This window comes from Pseudomonas eutrophicaquae (assembly GCF_023544715.1).
In the GTDB taxonomy this organism is placed as follows: Bacteria; Pseudomonadota; Gammaproteobacteria; order Pseudomonadales; family Pseudomonadaceae; genus Geopseudomonas.
Map to the genome: position 1 here is coordinate 26,191 of NZ_JAMJEZ010000008.1, position 15,828 is coordinate 42,018.

A 15,828-nucleotide genomic window follows, 5' to 3' on the forward strand; every position below is an offset into this window, starting at 1 on the left:
CCCCGCGAAGCGCCCGCCGCCGACCTGCGGGTCGCTACCGCCCGCGCTGCCCAGCGCCCAGACAACCCCCGGGACAACAGGTTTACGCAGATGAGCAAGACGACCTCTCTCGACAAGAGCAAGATCAAGTTCCTTCTTCTCGAAGGTGTGCACCAGAATGCCGTGGATACCCTCAAGGCCGCCGGCTACACCAATATCGAGTACCTGAAGGGCGCCCTGTCCGGTGAGGAGCTCAAGGAGAAGATCGCCGATGTGCACTTCATCGGTATCCGCTCGCGCACCCAGCTGACCGAAGAGGTCTTTGACTGCGCCAAGAAGCTGGTCGCGGTCGGCTGCTTCTGCATCGGTACCAACCAGGTTGACCTGAATGCCGCCCGCGAGCGCGGCATCGCGGTGTTCAACGCCCCTTACTCCAACACCCGCTCGGTGGCCGAGCTGGTGCTGGCCGAGGCGATCCTGCTGCTGCGCGGCATCCCCGAGAAGAACGCCTCCTGCCACCGCGGCGGCTGGATCAAGTCGGCGGCCAACTCCTTCGAGATCCGTGGCAAGAAGCTCGGCATCGTCGGCTACGGCTCGATCGGCACCCAGCTCTCGGTGCTCGCTGAGGCGATGGGCATGCAGGTGTACTTCTACGACGTGGTGACCAAGCTGCCGCTCGGCAACGCTACCCAAGTGGGCGATCTGCACGAGCTGCTCGGCATGGCCGACATCGTTTCCCTGCACGTGCCGGAGCTGCCGTCCACCCAGTGGATGATCGGCGAGAAGGAAATCCGTGCGATGAAGAAGGGCGGCATCCTGATCAACGCCGCGCGCGGCACCGTGGTCGAGCTGGATCACCTGGCCGAGGCGATCAAGGACGAGCACCTGATCGGCGCCGCCATCGACGTGTTCCCGGTCGAGCCCAAGTCCAACGACGAGGAGTTCGAGAGCCCGCTGCGCGGTCTGGACCGGGTGATCCTCACCCCGCACATCGGTGGCTCCACCGCCGAGGCGCAGGCCAACATCGGTCTGGAAGTGGCCGAGAAGCTGGTCAAGTACAGCGACAACGGCACCTCGGTGTCCTCGGTCAACTTCCCGGAAGTGGCGCTGCCTGCCCATGCCGGCAACCACCGCCTGCTGCACATCCACCAGAACATTCCGGGTGTGATGAGCGAGATCAACAAGGTGTTTGCCGACAATGGCATCAACATCGCCGGCCAGTTCCTGCAGACCAACGAGAAGGTCGGCTACGTGGTGGTCGATGTCGACAAGGAATACTCCGACCTCGCGCTGGAGAAGCTGCAGGAAGTCAAAGGCACCATTCGCTGCCGCGTACTGTTCTGAGTGAGCGCATTGCGCTGACGGAAAAGGGGGAGGCCAGTAGCCTCCCCCTTTTGCATGGTGTATCCCATTGAGTGGCCGCGCGCGGCCCCTTAACCCAGCATCCCGACGCCGCGGCGACGGAACCAGCCGGTGATCGACAGCCGCTCACGCTGGGCCAGCAGCACCTCATGGGGAAAGTCGCCGGCCATGAACACCACCAGGGTGCCGGCCTCGGGCAGGATCCGTGTGCTGCGCCCCTCGCCCAGCTCCAGCTGCAGTGCGCCACCGTCCTCGGCGCGCCAGTCCTCGTTCAGGTAGAGGATGGTGGTGACCATGCGCCGGTCATCATCGCGAAAGCGATCCAGATGGCGGTGGTAGAAGCTGCCCGGCGGGTACAGGGCAAAGTGGCTCTCGTAGTCCTCAAGGCCCAGGTACAGCGTGCGGTTGAGGGTTTCGCGCAGGTTATCCAGCACCTCCAGGTACGCATCGGTCACCGTGCTCCTGCCGCGCTCCAGCCACTGGATATGATCCCCGCGCACTTGGGCATCGAGGGTCTGGGTCGCGGCGCGGCCGATCGTGGCATGTTGCAGCTCGCCCCGCGCGTGGCGGGCGCGGCACTCGTCGGCCAGTGCCGCGATCTGTGCGGCGCTCAGGGCATGGCGCTGCTGCGACCAGCCCTGACGGGCCAGATCGTCGATCAGGGCATCGAGCAGGTCGGGAGAAAAGGCGGCAGGCATGGTGGCTCCGGGCAAGGTCGGCGGGGCGGCAGGGCAGAACAGCGCGCTGCGGGCCTGCAGTGTACTGCGCCGGTGGCAGGCTGCCGAGCACCCCGGCGCCTCGACAAGCGCCTGCAGCGCCGCCGACAATAGCCGCCTGTTTTGTGGGAGTTGCCATGCGTGTCCTGATTGCCCTGCTGCTGAGTCTGACCAGCCTGTCTGCCATGGCCGACGAGCACGCCGCGCTCTATCGTCTGGCGGGCTGGCCGCAGCAGCGTGCGCACTTCAGTGCCGCGCTGGAGGCAGCGCAGCAGCGCTATCAGGGCAGTCTGCCGCCGGCGCTGTATCAGGCGTTGCTGGACAACAGCAACCGCCGCTTTGCCGCGATGGCGATGGATCAGCGCGCGCTGGCGGCGCTGCGTGAGCAGCTGCCCGACCCGCAGCCGGCGCTGCATTTTTTTGACAGCCCGCTCGGCCGGGCGGTGATGCTGCGCGAGGTAGAGTCTACCGCCCCCGGGCATCTGGCCCAGCATGCCGATGGCCTGCCGCGGCTCAGCGCCTCGGCGCCCCGGCAGGCGCTGATCACCCGGCTGGCCCAGGCGCTGCCGGCCCGCGAGGCGGGCGCCGAGGTCAGTCTGGCGCTGGCGGGTGTGGCGGCGCAGAGCCTCAGCCAGATGATGCCGGGGCTCGATGAGCTGTTCGGCGCCCGCTCGCAGCAACTGCTCGGCGGTCAGCGCGCGCGGCTGATGAGCCAGATCGAGGCCGATCTGCACAACACCCTGCTCTACGTCTATCGCGATCTGGACGACGCCCAGCTGGCCAATTTTGTCGCGTTTGCCGAGTCCGCCGATGGGCAGCGCTATTACCAGGCGGCGCTGCAGGCGCTGCGTGCCGGGCTGCTCAGTACGCCCTGACGCCGGCGGCTGCCGGCTCAGTCGAGCCCGGCCAGTAGCGTCTCGCTCAGGGTCTCGATGGCTTGAGCACGCCCGGCGGCGACCGGATTGCCCGGATGCTCCAGCCGCGACCAGCGTGGATGGGCACGGGCCTGCTCCAGTACCGCCGGCAACGGGCCGTCGCGCCACTGCGGGGCCTGCGGGTCCTGCAGGCGGATCGGCGCCTGGGCGGCATGTCCGCGGCCCTCCAGCGCGGCCAGCAGCTGGCGCTGGCGCAGGGCCAGCAGGCGCAGGATGGCGTCATCGACGGTCAGCTCGCGCTGGCCGGTGAGCTTGCCGCGCAGCCGCTCGCCGTAGTTGCGCAGGGTCTGCCAGGTGCCGCCGGCCACCGCGCCGAGCGCCGCCGCGGCGCCCAGCGTCAATCCGCCGACCAGCAGGTCGATCCCCAGCCCCGCAGCGGCCCCGGCCGCCATGCCGCCACCGAGCTGCACGCCCAGCTGGCGCAGGGTGTGGGGATTGAACAGATCATCACCCCAGCGCCCCTCGCTCAGCGGCAGTGCCGCGGTCTCGGCGGTGCCCGGCTCGAAGGCGTACAACGCAAGCAACGCCTCGACGCAGCGCTGCTCGCGCTGGCGCAGGTCAGCGCGCAATTGGCTCAGCGCCTGCTCCAGCGCGGCGGGCGCGCTGTCGACCAGCCGGCGGCAGGCGGCGGCATCCACCAGCAATTCCGCGATCAGGCGGCTGGCCGCCTGGCGCCGCTGCTGACGCTGCCGGGCGTGCTCATCCAGCAGACGCTGCAGGCGCGCTGCGGCGGCTTCGAGCAGCAGTGCCAGGCTGGCGTACAGGCGCTGCTCGCCATCCTGCGGCGGGGCCACGCTGTCAAAGCGCACCAGCGCATGCAGGCCAAGGCGGGCCAGCGCCTCGCGCCATTCCTCGCTGCGCTGATCCGGTTGGGCGACAAAGTTGAGCACCGGCAGCAGCGGCTTGCCGGCGTCCGCGAGGATCGCCAGCTCGTCCCGGTACTTGGCCAGCACCGGCTCGCGGGCGTCGACCACATAGAGGCCGGCATCGGAGTCCAGCAGCTGGCGCAGCACCCGCGCCTCCTGCTCGAAGCGCCCGCGCGCTTCCGGCCCGGCCAGCAAGCGCTGCAGACGGGTCGGGCCTTCGAGGCGCTCACCCGGTGCGTTCAGGCCATCGAGGTAGTCGCGCAGGGCGATGGCATCCTCAAGGCCCGGGGTGTCGTAGAGCACCAGCAGCGGTTCACCGTCCACCGACAGCCGGGCGCCCTCGACATGCCGGGTGGTGCCGGGGCGGTGGGAGACTTCGCCAAAGCCGGCATCGCGGGTCAGGGTGCGCAGCAGCGAGGTCTTGCCGACGTTGGTGTGGCCGACCACGGCCAGTTTCAGCGGTGCGGACATGCAGGGCTCCCGGGGGCGGTGGGCCTGAGGGTGACGGTGGGGCGCGTCATGGCTGCTCGGCCTGGCGCGGGCCGGCCAGCCAGTCCCAGGGAGCCTCGGCGCTGAACGGCAGCGGCAGTTGCTGCAGGGCGTGGTGCCAGTCGTCGAGCCGCTCGGGGTCGAGGCGGCCGCCGGACGGCGCCGGCAGCAGCCAGACCCGGGTTTCGCCGGCGTAGCGCGACAGCTCGGCCAGCAGCGCCAGGGTGCCGCGATCCGGCGAGCGGCGCGGGTCGCAGGCGATCAGCAGCCGTGCCACGGGCGTTGCGCTCAGCTGCTCGAGCAGGGCGCGGCGCTGCAGGCTGTCTTCCAGCACGCCGCCATCGCGCACTCCGGGCGGGCAGGCGGGCGGCCAGGGATCGCGTGGGTCAAGCTCGATGGCCACCAGCAGGCTGCCCGCTGCGCTGCTCACGGCCTGACCGGTGTGGCTCTGGAACAGCCGCTCAGGGGCCGCGTGCTGCACGCTCAGGCGCTCGCTGGACGGTAGCAGGCGCTCGCGCAGCCGGGCATAGCCGGGCAGGGCCGGATCCGGCCCGAGGCGCGCCTGGCCACGGCGCCACTGAACGAAGCACAGCAGCAGCAACAGCAGGCGCGGCAGCAGGCCGTAGACCAGCAGCAGGCCGAGCAGCCAGCTGGCCCAGGTCTGGCGCGCCGCCTCGCCTCCGACCACCGCCTCGCCACTGGCGCGCAGCAGTTCGGCATCCGGCTGAGCAAAGCCGAGCAGTGCCGGCAGGGCGCCCAGGGTCTCGACCAGCGCGGCGAGGCTGGCGCTGGGCAGCAGGGTGGTCTCCCAGACAAAACCGTAGCGGCGCGTGCTGAGCAAGGCCAGCAGGGTCAGCAGTGCGCTGCCCAGCATCAGCAGCCACAGGCCATGACTGAGCAGACCGAGCGCCCAGCGTCCGAGCCGTGCACGCTCCAGCAGGCTGAGCAGCGCCGGCAGCAGCAGCGTGCTGCGCCGCTCGCGAGCCAGCAGGCGCCCCAGATGCAGCCACAGGTTGCCGAGCAGCTGGCCGCGGGTGTGCCCGGCGGCCAGCAACCAGAGCAGCAGGGTCAGCAGATGCGCGCCCAGCAGGCTGCCCAGCGCCCAGAGCAGATTGACCGGACGACTGCCATCCCCCAGCGCGCTGAGCGCCAGCCCTGCACCACCGGCCACCGCCAGCAGGGCGAGCAGCAGCAGGGCCAGGGCACCGCCCTGGCGGACATGCTGCAGGGCTTCCAGCAGGCCATCACGCTGCGCCAGATGCGTGGCCCGCTGCAGCAGGCGCTGCGTCAGATCGCCCCCCTGGGCGCGGGCCAGACGGCAGGCTTCGCTGTCCTCCAGCGGGGTCTGCTCCTCGCTCAGGCGGATCGCCTCGGCCAGCCAGCCGGCCTGCAGCAAAGAAAGGGGCGGTGTACTCACGGCAGTTCTCAATCGGTGGGACATGCACAGAGGATAACCGCTGGCCACGATTGCGGGGCAGGGCCAGTGCCGGCGCCGGGGGCTCTGTTAGACTGCCGGCGCCCTATTGCGGCGGCCGGGCTATGGCCCCGGCCTTGTTCATCTGTCTGGAGTTCGCCGTGAAAGACCTGTTCCTGCTCGACAGCATGCTGACCCCGAAGATCATCACCGTGGTCTACTGGTTCGGCCTGATCGGTGTGCTGATCGGGGCCGTCAACCAGCTGTTCGACCCGGCCGAGAGCCTGCTGAGCGCACTGGGCCTGCTGCTGTTTGGCCTTCTGGGCGTGCGTATCTGGTGTGAGCTGATGATCGTGCTGTTCAAGATCAACGCCAACCTGCAGACGCTCGCCGAGCGCGAGGAGACCAAACCGTGACTGCGCCGTTCTCCACCTCCGCGTTGCCGCTGGCGCTGATTGCCGCACTGGCCGACAACCGCGTGATCGGTATCGACAACCGCCTGCCCTGGCACCTGCCGGCCGATCTCAAGCATTTCAAGGCGCTGACCCTCGGCAAGCCGGTGATCATGGGGCGCAAGACCTGGGATTCGCTGGGCCGCCCGCTGCCGGGGCGGTTGAATCTGGTGGTCAGCCGTCAAAGTGGCCTGGTGCTCGACGGCGCCGAGGTATTCACCTCGCTGGAGGCGGCGCTCGCCCGTGCCGAGGCTTGGGCACACGAGCAGGGCGCCCGTGAGCTGATGCTGATCGGCGGCGGCGAGCTGTACGCCCAGGGGCTTGCGCAGGCGCAGCGTCTGTACCTGACGCGCGTGCATCTGGCGCCGCCGGGCGACGCCTTTTTCCCGGCCTTCGAGGCGGGCGACTGGCAGTGCATCGCCAGCGAAACGCACGCCGCAGAGGGCACGGCGCCGGCGCATACCTACGAGGTGTGGGCGCGCGGCTGAGGCGGTGTGCGCGCCAGGCGACCCCCAGACAGCAGAACGCCCCGCACGGGCGGGGCGCTCTGTACCGCAGGCGTAAGGCGTCAGACGGATCAGTCGTCCAGCAGCGCCTTGTTGCGCACCGCACCCTTGTCGGCGCTGGTAGCGAGCAGGGCGTAGGCCTTCAGCGCGGTGCTGACCTTGCGTGCGCGCGGTGCGGCCGGCTTCCAGCCCTTGTGGTCCTGGTGCAGGCGGCGGGCCTTCAGCTCGTCGTCACCGACCAGCAGGCTGATGCTGCGGTTGGGGATGTCGATGAGGATCTTGTCGCCGTCCTCGACCAGACCGATGGCACCGCCCGAGGCGGCTTCCGGCGAGACGTGGCCGATGGAGAGACCCGAGGTGCCGCCGGAGAAGCGGCCGTCAGTGAGCAGAGCGCACTGCTTGCCCAGGCCTTTGGACTTCAGGTAGCTGGTCGGATAGAGCATTTCCTGCATGCCCGGGCCACCTTTCGGGCCTTCGTAGCGGATCACCACGATATCGCCCGGCTGGATCTCATCAGCGAGGATGCCCTTCACCGCGGCGTCCTGGCTTTCGAAGATCCGTGCGCGGCCCTCGAACACATGGATCGACTCATCCACGCCGGCGGTCTTCACCACGCAGCCGCCCTCGGCGATGTTGCCGTACAGCACGGCCAGGCCACCTTCCTGGGAGTAGGCGTTCTCGACGCTGCGGATGCAGCCCTCGAAGCGGTCGGTATCAAGTGTCGGCCAGCGGGTGCTCTGGCTGAAGGCGGTCTGGGTCGGAATGCCGGCAGGACCGGCCTTGAAGAAGGTGTGCACCGCCTCGTCCGTGGTCTGGGTGATGTCCCAGGCGGCGATGGCCTCGGCCATGCTCTGGCTGTGCACGGTTGGCACGTCGGTGTGCAGCAGGCCGCCGCGCGCCAGCTCGCCGAGGATCGAGAAGATCCCACCAGCGCGGTGCACGTCTTCCATGTGGTACTTCTGGATGTTCGGCGCCACCTTGCACAGCTGCGGCACACGGCGCGACAGGCGGTCGATGTCGCGCAGGTCGAAGTCGACCTCGCCTTCCTGGGCGGCAGCCAACAGGTGCAGGATGGTGTTGGTCGAGCCGCCCATGGCGATGTCCAGGGTCATGGCGTTCTCGAACGCCTTGAAGCTGGCGACATTGCGCGGCAGCACCGACTCATCGCCCGCGCCGTAGTAGCGCTGGCACAGCTCGACGATCAGCCGGCCAGCGCGCAGGAACAGCTGCTCGCGATCACTGTGGGTGGCCAGGGTGGTGCCGTTGCCCGGCAGGGCGAGGCCGAGTGCTTCGGTCAGGCAGTTCATCGAGTTGGCGGTGAACATGCCCGAGCAGCTGCCGCAGGTCGGGCAGGCGCTGCGCTCGTACTCGGCGACGGTCTCGTCAGAGCAGGAGTCGTCAGCCGCGGCGACCATCGCATCGACCAGGTCGAGGCCGTGGCTGGCCAGCTTGGTCTTGCCGGCTTCCATCGGTCCGCCGGAGACGAATACCACCGGGATGTTCAGGCGCAGCGCGGCCATCAGCATGCCGGGGGTGATCTTGTCGCAGTTGGAGATGCACACCAGCGCGTCGGCGCAGTGGGCGTTGACCATATACTCCACCGAGTCAGCGATGATCTCGCGGCTCGGCAGCGAATAGAGCATGCCGTCGTGGCCCATGGCGATGCCGTCGTCGACGGCAATGGTGTTGAATTCCTTGGCCACGCCGCCGGCCTTCTCGATCTCGCGGGCGACCAGCTGGCCCATGTCCTTGAGGTGGACGTGGCCGGGCACGAACTGGGTGAAGGAGTTGGCGACGGCGATGATCGGCTTCTTGAAGTCCTCGTCCTTCATCCCGGTGGCGCGCCACAGCGCGCGGGCGCCGGCCATGTTGCGGCCGAAGGTGGAGGTTTTCGAGCGATAGTCAGGCATGGCGGAAGTCCCGGAATGCAGCGGAGGTAAAGGGTTTCAGAATACCAGCGATTGACGTTACTGAGACTGTGCACTGGTGGGGAGTTGCGCGAGCATGGTTTGCAGATGGCAAACCCTGGAAGGGTTGTCCGTCGCATCTGCCAGCGTCTTCAGCAAGCGTGCGCGCTCACTGGCGGTGTCGCCACCGGTCAGCACGGGCTTGCCGTCCATCCAGGTCACGGCATATTGGCCAAGGCGCTGTTTGCGTTCCAGGGCGGCGGTCGCGGCGGCTTGCAAGGCGGCCAGGGTGCGCTGGGCGGCAGCTGACAGCGGTGCAGACTCACTCATGGCGAGACTCCTTCAGAAGATGCTGATACCAGGATGGATTGAGGATGCTCAGCTGCCCGGCCTGCCACTCTGCCACAGGCTCGGGGAGTGCGCCGGTGTTGATGAAGCACTGACAGCTGTCCACGCAGGGCGCGAACGCATTGAGCAGATTATGCAGGCTGCGCGGAAAACGGCGCTCGATATCCTGCGGTGCGATGCTGTGGCCACCGTGGGAGACCCGTTCGGCCACCCGCAGGCGTGACATCTCGACACTCGGCAGGGCGAGGTAGATCAGCTCGACCCGCCAGCCTGCATCACGCAGGCGGCGGACCAGTTTCAGGTAGCTGCGGCCGGCCAGTGTCGTTTCGAAGGAGAAGCTCTCGCCAGCGCCGATGCAGTTGTCGATCTCGCGCAGGAACAGCCGACTGGCCGCCAGCACTTCCCGCTCCGGCGCGAGGGGCGAGAGGCCGGCGGCGATCAGGTCGGCATTCACGAAGCGCGAGCAGTGCACCACATGCGGCAGATACTCCAGCGCAAAGGTGGTTTTGCCCGCACCGTTGGGGCCGGCGATGATCCAGCAGGTCGGCATGGCTGCTGTGTTCCTCAGGCGTTGGGCATGACCCGGCAGGTCAGGCTCTTGATGTAGCGGGTTTCGTGGATCGCCGGATGCACTGGGTGATCCGGACCCTGGCCGCCGCGCTCAAGGAGCTGCAGGTTGCGATCCAGGTGACGGGCGCTTTGCAGCAGGATGTTCTGCAGATCGTCCTCTGGCAGGTGCATCGAGCAGCTGGCGCTGACCAGGATGCCGTCCTTGTTGAGCAGGCGCATGGCCGCTTCATTGAGGCGGCGGTAGGCGGCCTCGCCGTTTTTCAGATCCTTCTTGCGCTTGATGAAGGCCGGTGGGTCGGCAACGATCACGTCAAAGCGCTCCTCGGCGGCCTTGAGCTCCTTGAGCACCTCGAACACATCGCCCTCGCCGCAGATCAGCTTCTCGGCCACGCCGTTGAGGGTGGCGTTACGCTCGACGCCATCCAGCGCCAGCGCCGAGCCGTCGATGCACATCACCTCGCTGGCACCGAACACCGCGGCCTGCACGCCCCAGCCGCCGATGTAGCTGAACAGGTCCAGCACCCGCTTGCCCTTGACGTAGGGCGCCAGGCGCGCGCGGTTCATGCGGTGATCGTAGAACCAGCCGGTCTTCTGCCCGCCGTGTACCGGCGCCTCGAATTTCACGCCGTTCTCCTCCAGCGCGACCCACTCCGGCACCTGACCATAGGCCTGGTCGATGTAGCGCGGTAGGCCTTCGGCATCGCGGGCGTTGGAATCATTCTTGAGCAGGATGCCGGCCGGCTTGACCACCTTGATCAGCGCCTCGATCAGATCGTGCTTGTGGTGCTCCATGGTCGCCGAGGCCATCTGGACCACCAGGTAATCCCCGAAGCGATCGACCACCAGTCCCGGCAGGAAGTCGGAGTCACCGTAGACCAGACGGTAGAACGGCTGGTCGAACAGCTGCTCGCGCAGGCTGAGCGCCACGTTCAGGCGATGCACCAGCAGCGACTTGTCGAGCTTGTGCTTGACGTCACGGGACACTAGTCGCGCGCAGATCAGGTTCTGCGGGCTGACCGCGACGATGCCCAGCGCCTTGCCGTTGGCCATCTCGAGGATCGCCTGATCGCCCGGCTGGAACAGGCTGAGCGGGGTGGCGGCAACGTCGATTTCATTGCTGTAGACCCACAGATGACCGGCGCGCAGGCGGCGCTCGGCGTTGGCTTTCAGTCGCAGGCTGGGCAGGGACATGGCGCACTCTCGCAAAAAGCCGCGAGTATAACGGAAGGCGGGTGACCGGCGGTCAGGACGCCGCGCCACGCGTGGGCGCTGGATGAGGGGCGCGGACATTTTTGCTATGGTGGCGCCCCTTTCGCTGTGGTGCCCTGCCATGCCCGAATTGCCCGAAGTCGAAACCACCCGCCGCGGCATCGCCCCCCATCTGGAAGGGCGGCAGGTGACCCGCGTGATCGTGCGCGAGCGCCGGCTGCGTTGGCCGGTTCCCGAGGATCTGGATGTGCGCTTGTCCGGGCAGCGGGTCCTGCGGGTGATGCGCCGCGCCAAGTACCTGCTGCTGGAGGCCGAAACTGGCACGCTGATCGCGCATCTGGGCATGTCCGGCAGCCTGCGGCTGGTCGAGGCCGGGACAGCGGCGAAAAAGCACGCGCATGTCGATATCGAGCTTGATTCGGGGCTGGCGCTGCGCTACCACGACCCGCGCCGCTTCGGGGCACTGCTGTGGAGCACCGCGCCGCTGGAGCATGCGTTGCTGCGCCGGCTGGGGCCGGAGCCTCTGGGCGAGGCGTTTGATGGCGAGCGGCTGCATCAGTGCGCGCGCGGCAAGCGTGTGGCGGTCAAGCCGTTCATCATGGACAACGCTGTGGTGGTCGGGGTCGGCAACATTTACGCCAGCGAGGCGCTGTTTGCCGCCGGAATCGATCCGCGCCGCGAGGCCGGCGCGGTATCGCGTGAGGAGTATCAGCGGCTGGCCGGCGAGATCCGCGCGGTGCTGGCGCGGGCCATCGAGTCGGGCGGCACCACCTTGCGGGATTTTGTCGGCGGTGATGGCAAGCCCGGCTACTTCCAGCAGACCCTGCAGGTGTACGGGCGCGGCGGGCAGTTCTGCCGGATCTGCGGCACCACCCTCAGCGAGATCCGTCTCGGCCAGCGCGCCAGCGTGTACTGCCCGCACTGCCAGCGCTGAATCCCCCTTCTGATCCTGAGTATTCCCTGCGGCGCCCGCTTGGGTGCGCCGCCCTGACCTGCGAGTGACTCCCTTGGCTGCATCGGCTCCCCGTCCCCTGGTTATCTGGCTATTGATGGCGGCACTGGCCATCTCGTTCTGGTTCAGCGAGGGCTGGACCGCGCTGGCCGGTGGCCTGGCGCTGTTCCTGTTTGGCATGCAGTGCCTGGAGGAGGGGCTGCGTCAGCTGGCCGGCGGTGAGCTGGAGCGTTTTCTCGGGCGCGCCACCGACCGCACCTGGAAGAGCCTGAGCTTTGGCGTGCTGGCCACGGTCAGCGTTCAGTCGAGCACCCTGGTGTCGCTGCTGACCATCGCGTTTCTGGGTACCGGGCTGATCAGCCTGGCGGCCGGGCTGTGCATCGTGTTCGGTGCCAATCTGGGCACCACCAGCGGCATCTGGCTGCTGGCGCTGGCCGGGCAAAGTGCGAGCTTGGGGGACATGGCCCTGCCGCTGGCGGTGTTCGGCATTCTTCTTGGTTTCAGTGGGCCGAAGAGCCGGGGCGCCGGGCGGGTGCTGCTGGGGATCTGCTTTCTGTTCTTTGGTATCGATCTGATCAAGGGCGGCTTCAGCGAGGCCACCGCGATGTTCGATCCGGCGCAGTTCAAGGTGCCGGGGCTGCTGGGCATCCTGCTGTTTGTCGGCATCGGTGCGCTGGTGACCGCGGTGGTGCAGTCCAGTCATGCCAGCCTGATGCTGGTGCTGACGGCACTGAGTTCCGGGCAGATCGATGTCGATCAGGGCTTTGCGCTGGCGATCGGTACTAATGTCGGCGGTGTGGTCACTGCGCTGGTCGGCTCGCTCAGTGGCGGGCGGGCCGGCAAGCGGCTGGCGCTGGCCAATGTGCTGTTCAACAGCACGGTGGCGCTGCTGGCGCTGCTGGCCCTGCAGCCGCTGACCGCGCTGGTGCTGTGGCTGGCGGCCCTGCTGGGCTTTGCCCAAGATGAGCTGCTCAAGCTGGCGCTGTTCCACACCTTGTTCAATGGTCTGGGGGTGCTGCTGTTCACCCCCTGGCATCGCAATCTCGCGGCGGCGCTGGAGCGCTGGCTGCCGGAGGCGAGCGAGCCCAGCGTGCTGATCACCCCGGTGCAGGGCAGCGATGCCAGCGCCGCCCGCGCAGCGGCCGTGGCAGCCTCCACCCGAGCGCGCTATCTGGATGAGGATGCGCTGGAATCGGCAGATGCCGCGGTGCAGGCGGTGGCCCGCGAGCTGCAGCATCTGGCGCGCCTGAGCTTCGAGGTGATCTGCCATGCGCTGTACCTGCCGATCGATCAGCTGCGCAGCCCGCAGGTGGACGAGCAGGCCCTGCACGAGCGCAGCCGGCATCCTGGGCACGGCCTGGATGCCGAGCAGCTCTACCAGCAGCACATCAAGGGCGTGTACAGCGATCTGGTCGATTACATGGGCCGTCTGCAGGTGCAGATCGAGGAGCGGCACAGCTCGGCGTGGATCGCCAGTCAGGTGGTGGCGCTGCAACTGGTCGATGCGGTGAAGGACGCCAAGCACCTGCAGAAGAACCTCGCCCGCCAGCTGGACAGCCCGGAAACCTCGGTGCGTCAGGCCTACCTTGAGCTGCGCCGCCATCTACTCTGGGTACTGCGCGAGATGCGCACGATCGGCCTCTTGGAGCTGCCGGCCGAAGCCCTGCTGGCCCGCCTGCAGCTGTTCGATGAGCAGGCCGCGCAGTTCGATGCACAGTTTCGCGAGCGGCTGTTTGCCGCGGTGCGTGAGCGGCAATTCGATGGCCAGCGGGCCAGTTCGCTGCTCAATGACCTGGGCTATGCCAGCCGCATCACCCAGAGCCTGCGCAATGTGCTCAAGCTCGGCCTGAGCGATGCCCGGCTGCTGCTGAGCGAGCGACTGTTCCGCGCTGAAGAGGCCCCGCTGATCCGCCTGTAATAGCCGCTGCGGCGGCCCCGGAGAGATGAAGATGCGCCGACGTGATCTGCATAACGCCGTACTGGGGCTGCTGCTGGCCGCCCTGTTGGTCTCGTTCTGGTTCAGCGCCGGCTGGACCGCCCTGGCCGGCGGTCTGGCGCTGTTCCTGTTTGGCATGCAGTGCCTGGAGGAGGGCCTGCATCAGCTGGCCGGCGGCGGGCTGGAGCGCCTGATGGCGCGGGTCACTGATCGTCCGCTCAAGAGCCTGAGTTTCGGGGTGCTGGCCACTGCGCTGGTGCAGTCGAGTTCGCTGGTTTCGCTGCTGACCATTGCGTTTCTGGGCACCGGGCTGATTAGCCTGGCGGCCGGGCTGTGCATCATCTTTGGGGCCAACCTCGGCACCACCACCGGGATCTGGCTGCTGGCGCTGGCCGGCCAGACCGCCAGCCTCAGTGATTTGGCGCTGCCGATGGCGGTGTGTGGCGTGCTGCTGGGCTTCAACGGGCCGCGCAGCAAGGGCTTTGGCCGGCTGCTGTTGGGCATCTGCCTGCTGTTCTTTGGCATCGAACTGATGCAGGAAGGCTTTGCCGGGGCCACCGCCTGGCTGGAGCCCGCGCGCATGGCGGTGCCGGGACTGGCTGGCGTGCTGCTGTTTGTCGGGGTGGGGCTGGCAGCGACCGTACTGCTGCAGTCCAGCCATGCTTCGCTGATGCTGACCCTGACCGCGCTGGCCGGTGGGCAGATCGACCTGGCGCAGGCATTTGCGCTGGCGATCGGCGCCAACCTCGGCACCACCATCACCGCGGTGCTCGGCGCTCTGGGCGGTGCGCGGGCCGGCAAGCGTCTGGCGCTGGGGCATGTGCTGTTCAATCTGGGCGCGGCACTGCTCACCGTGCTGCTGCTGGCACCACTGACCCACCTGACCGAGCAGCTGGCCGAGTGGCTTGGGCTCAGTGGCAACGCACTGCTCAAGCTGGCGCTGTTCCATACCCTGTTCAACACCTTGGGGGTGCTGCTGTTCATGCCCTGGCATGCACGCCTGGCCACGCAGCTCGAGCGCTGGCTGCCCGAGCCGGATGAGCCGCCGGTGCTGATCACCGAGCTCAAGGGCGTCAGCGAGGCACCGGCCCCGGTGACCCGGGCGCGTTATCTGGACGAGCAGGCGCTCGGCTCGGCGGATGCTGCGGTGCAGGCGGTGGCCCGTGAGCTGCAGCATCTGGCGCGCCTCAGCCTTGAGGTGATCGCCCATGCGCTGTACCTGCCGGTCGCTCAGCTGGGCAGTGAGCGCATCGATGAGCAGCAGCTTGACAACGCCGCCCGCGCCGCCCGGCATGGTCTGGAGGCCGAACAGCTCTATCAGCGGCATATCAAGGGGGTCTACAGCGACCTCTTGAGCTACATGAGCCGTCTGGAGGCGACGCTGGATGCCGAGCATCGTCAGGCCTGGGTGACCAGTCAGGTGCTGGCCCTGCAGCTGGTCGATGCGGTGAAGGATGCCAAGCACCTGCAGAAGAACCTCGGCCGGCTGCTGCTGGAAGGCGAGCCAGCGGTGCGCGAGGCCTATGCCGAGCTGCGCCGGCATCTGCTCTGGGTGCTGCGTGAGATGCGCACCATCAGCCGTCTGGAACTGCCGGCCGATGCCCTGCGCATGCGCCTGCAGCTGTTCGACGAGCAGGCTGCGCAGTTCGATGTGACGTTTCGTGAGCGGCTGTTCGCCGCGGTGCGCGAGCGGCGGCTGGACGGCGGGCGCGCCAGCTCGCTGATGAACGATCTGGGCTATGCCAGCCGCATCACCCAGAGCCTGCGTAACGTGCTGATGCTGGGGCTGGGCGAGGCCCATGAACTGCTGACGCAGCTGCCGTTCCAGAGTGACGACAGCGGCCCGCTGATCTCAGTATGAAAAAAGCCCCGGGCTGTGCCGGGGCCTTTGTTCGTTACAGGGTAGAGCTTGGCTGCTGCCAGGCTCAGGCCTTGCCGGTGATGATCTGGTACTTCTGCATCAGCTCGTCACGGCTTTCGGCGTGGTTGGGGTCGAGCGGAATGCAGTCAACCGGGCAGACCTGCTGGCACTGCGGCTCGTCGTAGTGGCCGACGCACTCGGTGCACAGGTTGGGGTCGATCTCGTAGATCTCCTCACCCTGGGAGATGGCGCCGTTGGGGCATTCGGGTTCGCAGACATCGCAGTTGATGCAGTCGTCGGTGATCATCAGGGCCATGGGCAATTCC

General features: G+C 67.8%; 15 protein-coding genes. 7 read left to right on the forward strand and 8 right to left on the reverse strand.

The window, feature by feature from the left end; translation table 11 throughout:
• Nucleotides 1-90 precede the first annotated feature (90 nt).
• Nucleotides 91-1,323, forward strand: a complete 1,233-nt coding sequence (serA, locus tag MXC11_RS05395; RefSeq protein WP_250006294.1) for a phosphoglycerate dehydrogenase — start codon at nt 91-93, stop codon at nt 1,321-1,323.
• Between the two features lie 89 nt (nt 1,324-1,412).
• On the opposite strand, the gene MXC11_RS05400 is transcribed toward serA, so the two are convergent.
• A complete protein-coding gene (locus tag MXC11_RS05400; RefSeq protein WP_250006295.1) occupies nt 1,413-2,039 on the reverse strand; it encodes a 2OG-Fe(II) oxygenase in 627 nt (208 codons plus the stop codon).
• 155 nt (nt 2,040-2,194) lie between these two features.
• Between MXC11_RS05400 and MXC11_RS05405 the strand changes: the two genes are divergently transcribed.
• Complete coding sequence (locus MXC11_RS05405) at nt 2,195-2,932, forward strand: hypothetical protein (protein WP_250006297.1); 738 nt, start codon at nt 2,195-2,197, stop codon at nt 2,930-2,932.
• A gap of 17 nt (nt 2,933-2,949) precedes the next feature.
• Here the strand turns inward: MXC11_RS05405 and MXC11_RS05410 are convergent, their stop codons facing one another.
• The gene (locus MXC11_RS05410) at nt 2,950-4,329 is read right to left on the reverse strand and encodes a DUF3482 domain-containing protein (protein ID WP_250006299.1); all 1,380 of its coding nucleotides are present in this window, start codon (nt 4,327-4,329) and stop codon (nt 2,950-2,952) included.
• 46 nt (nt 4,330-4,375) lie between these two features.
• Nucleotides 4,376-5,788, reverse strand: a complete 1,413-nt coding sequence (locus MXC11_RS05415; RefSeq protein WP_250006301.1) for a DUF2868 domain-containing protein — start codon at nt 5,786-5,788, stop codon at nt 4,376-4,378.
• 134 nt (nt 5,789-5,922) lie between these two features.
• Here MXC11_RS05415 and MXC11_RS05420 point away from each other — a divergent pair, with 134 nt between their 5' ends.
• Together MXC11_RS05420 and MXC11_RS05425 are read left to right on the forward strand one after the other, a co-directional pair.
• Nucleotides 5,923-6,177 (forward strand): DUF4282 domain-containing protein, encoded by a 255-nt coding sequence (locus MXC11_RS05420; RefSeq protein ID WP_250006303.1) that lies wholly within the window; start codon nt 5,923-5,925, stop codon nt 6,175-6,177.
• Nucleotides 6,174-6,701, forward strand: a complete 528-nt coding sequence (locus MXC11_RS05425; RefSeq protein ID WP_250006305.1) for a dihydrofolate reductase — start codon at nt 6,174-6,176, stop codon at nt 6,699-6,701. The genes MXC11_RS05420 and MXC11_RS05425 overlap by 4 nt, the downstream gene beginning before the upstream one ends.
• Before the next feature lie 89 nt (nt 6,702-6,790).
• Here MXC11_RS05425 and ilvD read toward each other — a convergent pair whose 3' ends face one another.
• The 4 genes from ilvD to MXC11_RS05445 are packed head-to-tail and all read right to left on the reverse strand — an operon-like array spanning nt 6,791 to nt 10,735.
• The gene (ilvD, locus tag MXC11_RS05430) at nt 6,791-8,629 is read right to left on the reverse strand and encodes a dihydroxy-acid dehydratase (RefSeq protein WP_250006306.1); all 1,839 of its coding nucleotides are present in this window, start codon (nt 8,627-8,629) and stop codon (nt 6,791-6,793) included.
• Nucleotides 8,630-8,686: 57 nt separating this feature from the next.
• Nucleotides 8,687-8,956 (reverse strand): hypothetical protein, encoded by a 270-nt coding sequence (locus MXC11_RS05435; RefSeq protein WP_250006308.1) that lies wholly within the window; start codon nt 8,954-8,956, stop codon nt 8,687-8,689.
• Entirely contained in the window at nt 8,949-9,524 is a 576-nt protein-coding gene (locus tag MXC11_RS05440; RefSeq protein WP_250006310.1) for a zeta toxin family protein, read from the reverse strand. Before MXC11_RS05440 ends, MXC11_RS05435 begins: the two co-directional genes overlap by 8 nt.
• Nucleotides 9,525-9,538: 14 nt before the next feature.
• Nucleotides 9,539-10,735, reverse strand: a complete 1,197-nt coding sequence (locus MXC11_RS05445; RefSeq protein WP_250006312.1) for a class I SAM-dependent rRNA methyltransferase — start codon at nt 10,733-10,735, stop codon at nt 9,539-9,541.
• 139 nt (nt 10,736-10,874) lie between these two features.
• Here MXC11_RS05445 and mutM point away from each other — a divergent pair, with 139 nt between their 5' ends.
• The 3 genes from mutM (at nt 10,875) to MXC11_RS05460 (ending at nt 15,502) form a co-directional block, all read left to right on the forward strand.
• Nucleotides 10,875-11,687: a bifunctional DNA-formamidopyrimidine glycosylase/DNA-(apurinic or apyrimidinic site) lyase gene (gene mutM / locus MXC11_RS05450; RefSeq protein WP_250006314.1), complete on the forward strand. Its 813-nt coding sequence runs from the start codon at nt 10,875-10,877 to the stop codon at nt 11,685-11,687.
• A 115-nt stretch (nt 11,688-11,802) separates the two neighbouring features.
• Entirely contained in the window at nt 11,803-13,623 is a 1,821-nt protein-coding gene (locus tag MXC11_RS05455) for a Na/Pi cotransporter family protein (protein WP_250006316.1), read from the forward strand.
• A 31-nt stretch (nt 13,624-13,654) separates the two neighbouring features.
• Complete coding sequence (locus MXC11_RS05460) at nt 13,655-15,502, forward strand: Na/Pi cotransporter family protein (protein WP_250006318.1); 1,848 nt, start codon at nt 13,655-13,657, stop codon at nt 15,500-15,502.
• Between the two features lie 64 nt (nt 15,503-15,566).
• Here the strand turns inward: MXC11_RS05460 and MXC11_RS05465 are convergent, their stop codons facing one another.
• A complete protein-coding gene (locus MXC11_RS05465) occupies nt 15,567-15,818 on the reverse strand; it encodes a YfhL family 4Fe-4S dicluster ferredoxin (protein WP_250006320.1) in 252 nt (83 codons plus the stop codon).
• Between the last annotated feature and the right edge of the window lie 10 nt (nt 15,819-15,828).

What these genes read in the sequence shown, in the direction of transcription:
- serA (WP_250006294.1), top strand. Translation starts at nt 91, where the DNA reads ATGAGCAAGACGACCTCTCTCGACAAGAGCAAGATCAAGTTCCTTCTT.
- MXC11_RS05400 (WP_250006295.1), bottom strand. Translation starts at nt 2,039, where the DNA reads ATGCCTGCCGCCTTTTCTCCCGACCTGCTCGATGCCCTGATCGACGAT.
- MXC11_RS05405 (WP_250006297.1), top strand. Translation starts at nt 2,195, where the DNA reads ATGCGTGTCCTGATTGCCCTGCTGCTGAGTCTGACCAGCCTGTCTGCC.
- MXC11_RS05410 (WP_250006299.1), bottom strand. Translation starts at nt 4,329, where the DNA reads ATGTCCGCACCGCTGAAACTGGCCGTGGTCGGCCACACCAACGTCGGC.
- MXC11_RS05415 (WP_250006301.1), bottom strand. Translation starts at nt 5,788, where the DNA reads ATGTCCCACCGATTGAGAACTGCCGTGAGTACACCGCCCCTTTCTTTG.
- ilvD (WP_250006306.1), bottom strand. Translation starts at nt 8,629, where the DNA reads ATGCCTGACTATCGCTCGAAAACCTCCACCTTCGGCCGCAACATGGCC.
- MXC11_RS05435 (WP_250006308.1), bottom strand. Translation starts at nt 8,956, where the DNA reads ATGAGTGAGTCTGCACCGCTGTCAGCTGCCGCCCAGCGCACCCTGGCC.
- MXC11_RS05440 (WP_250006310.1), bottom strand. Translation starts at nt 9,524, where the DNA reads ATGCCGACCTGCTGGATCATCGCCGGCCCCAACGGTGCGGGCAAAACC.
- MXC11_RS05445 (WP_250006312.1), bottom strand. Translation starts at nt 10,735, where the DNA reads ATGTCCCTGCCCAGCCTGCGACTGAAAGCCAACGCCGAGCGCCGCCTG.
- mutM (WP_250006314.1), top strand. Translation starts at nt 10,875, where the DNA reads ATGCCCGAATTGCCCGAAGTCGAAACCACCCGCCGCGGCATCGCCCCC.
- MXC11_RS05455 (WP_250006316.1), top strand. Translation starts at nt 11,803, where the DNA reads ATGGCGGCACTGGCCATCTCGTTCTGGTTCAGCGAGGGCTGGACCGCG.
- MXC11_RS05460 (WP_250006318.1), top strand. Translation starts at nt 13,655, where the DNA reads ATGCGCCGACGTGATCTGCATAACGCCGTACTGGGGCTGCTGCTGGCC.
- MXC11_RS05465 (WP_250006320.1), bottom strand. Translation starts at nt 15,818, where the DNA reads ATGGCCCTGATGATCACCGACGACTGCATCAACTGCGATGTCTGCGAA.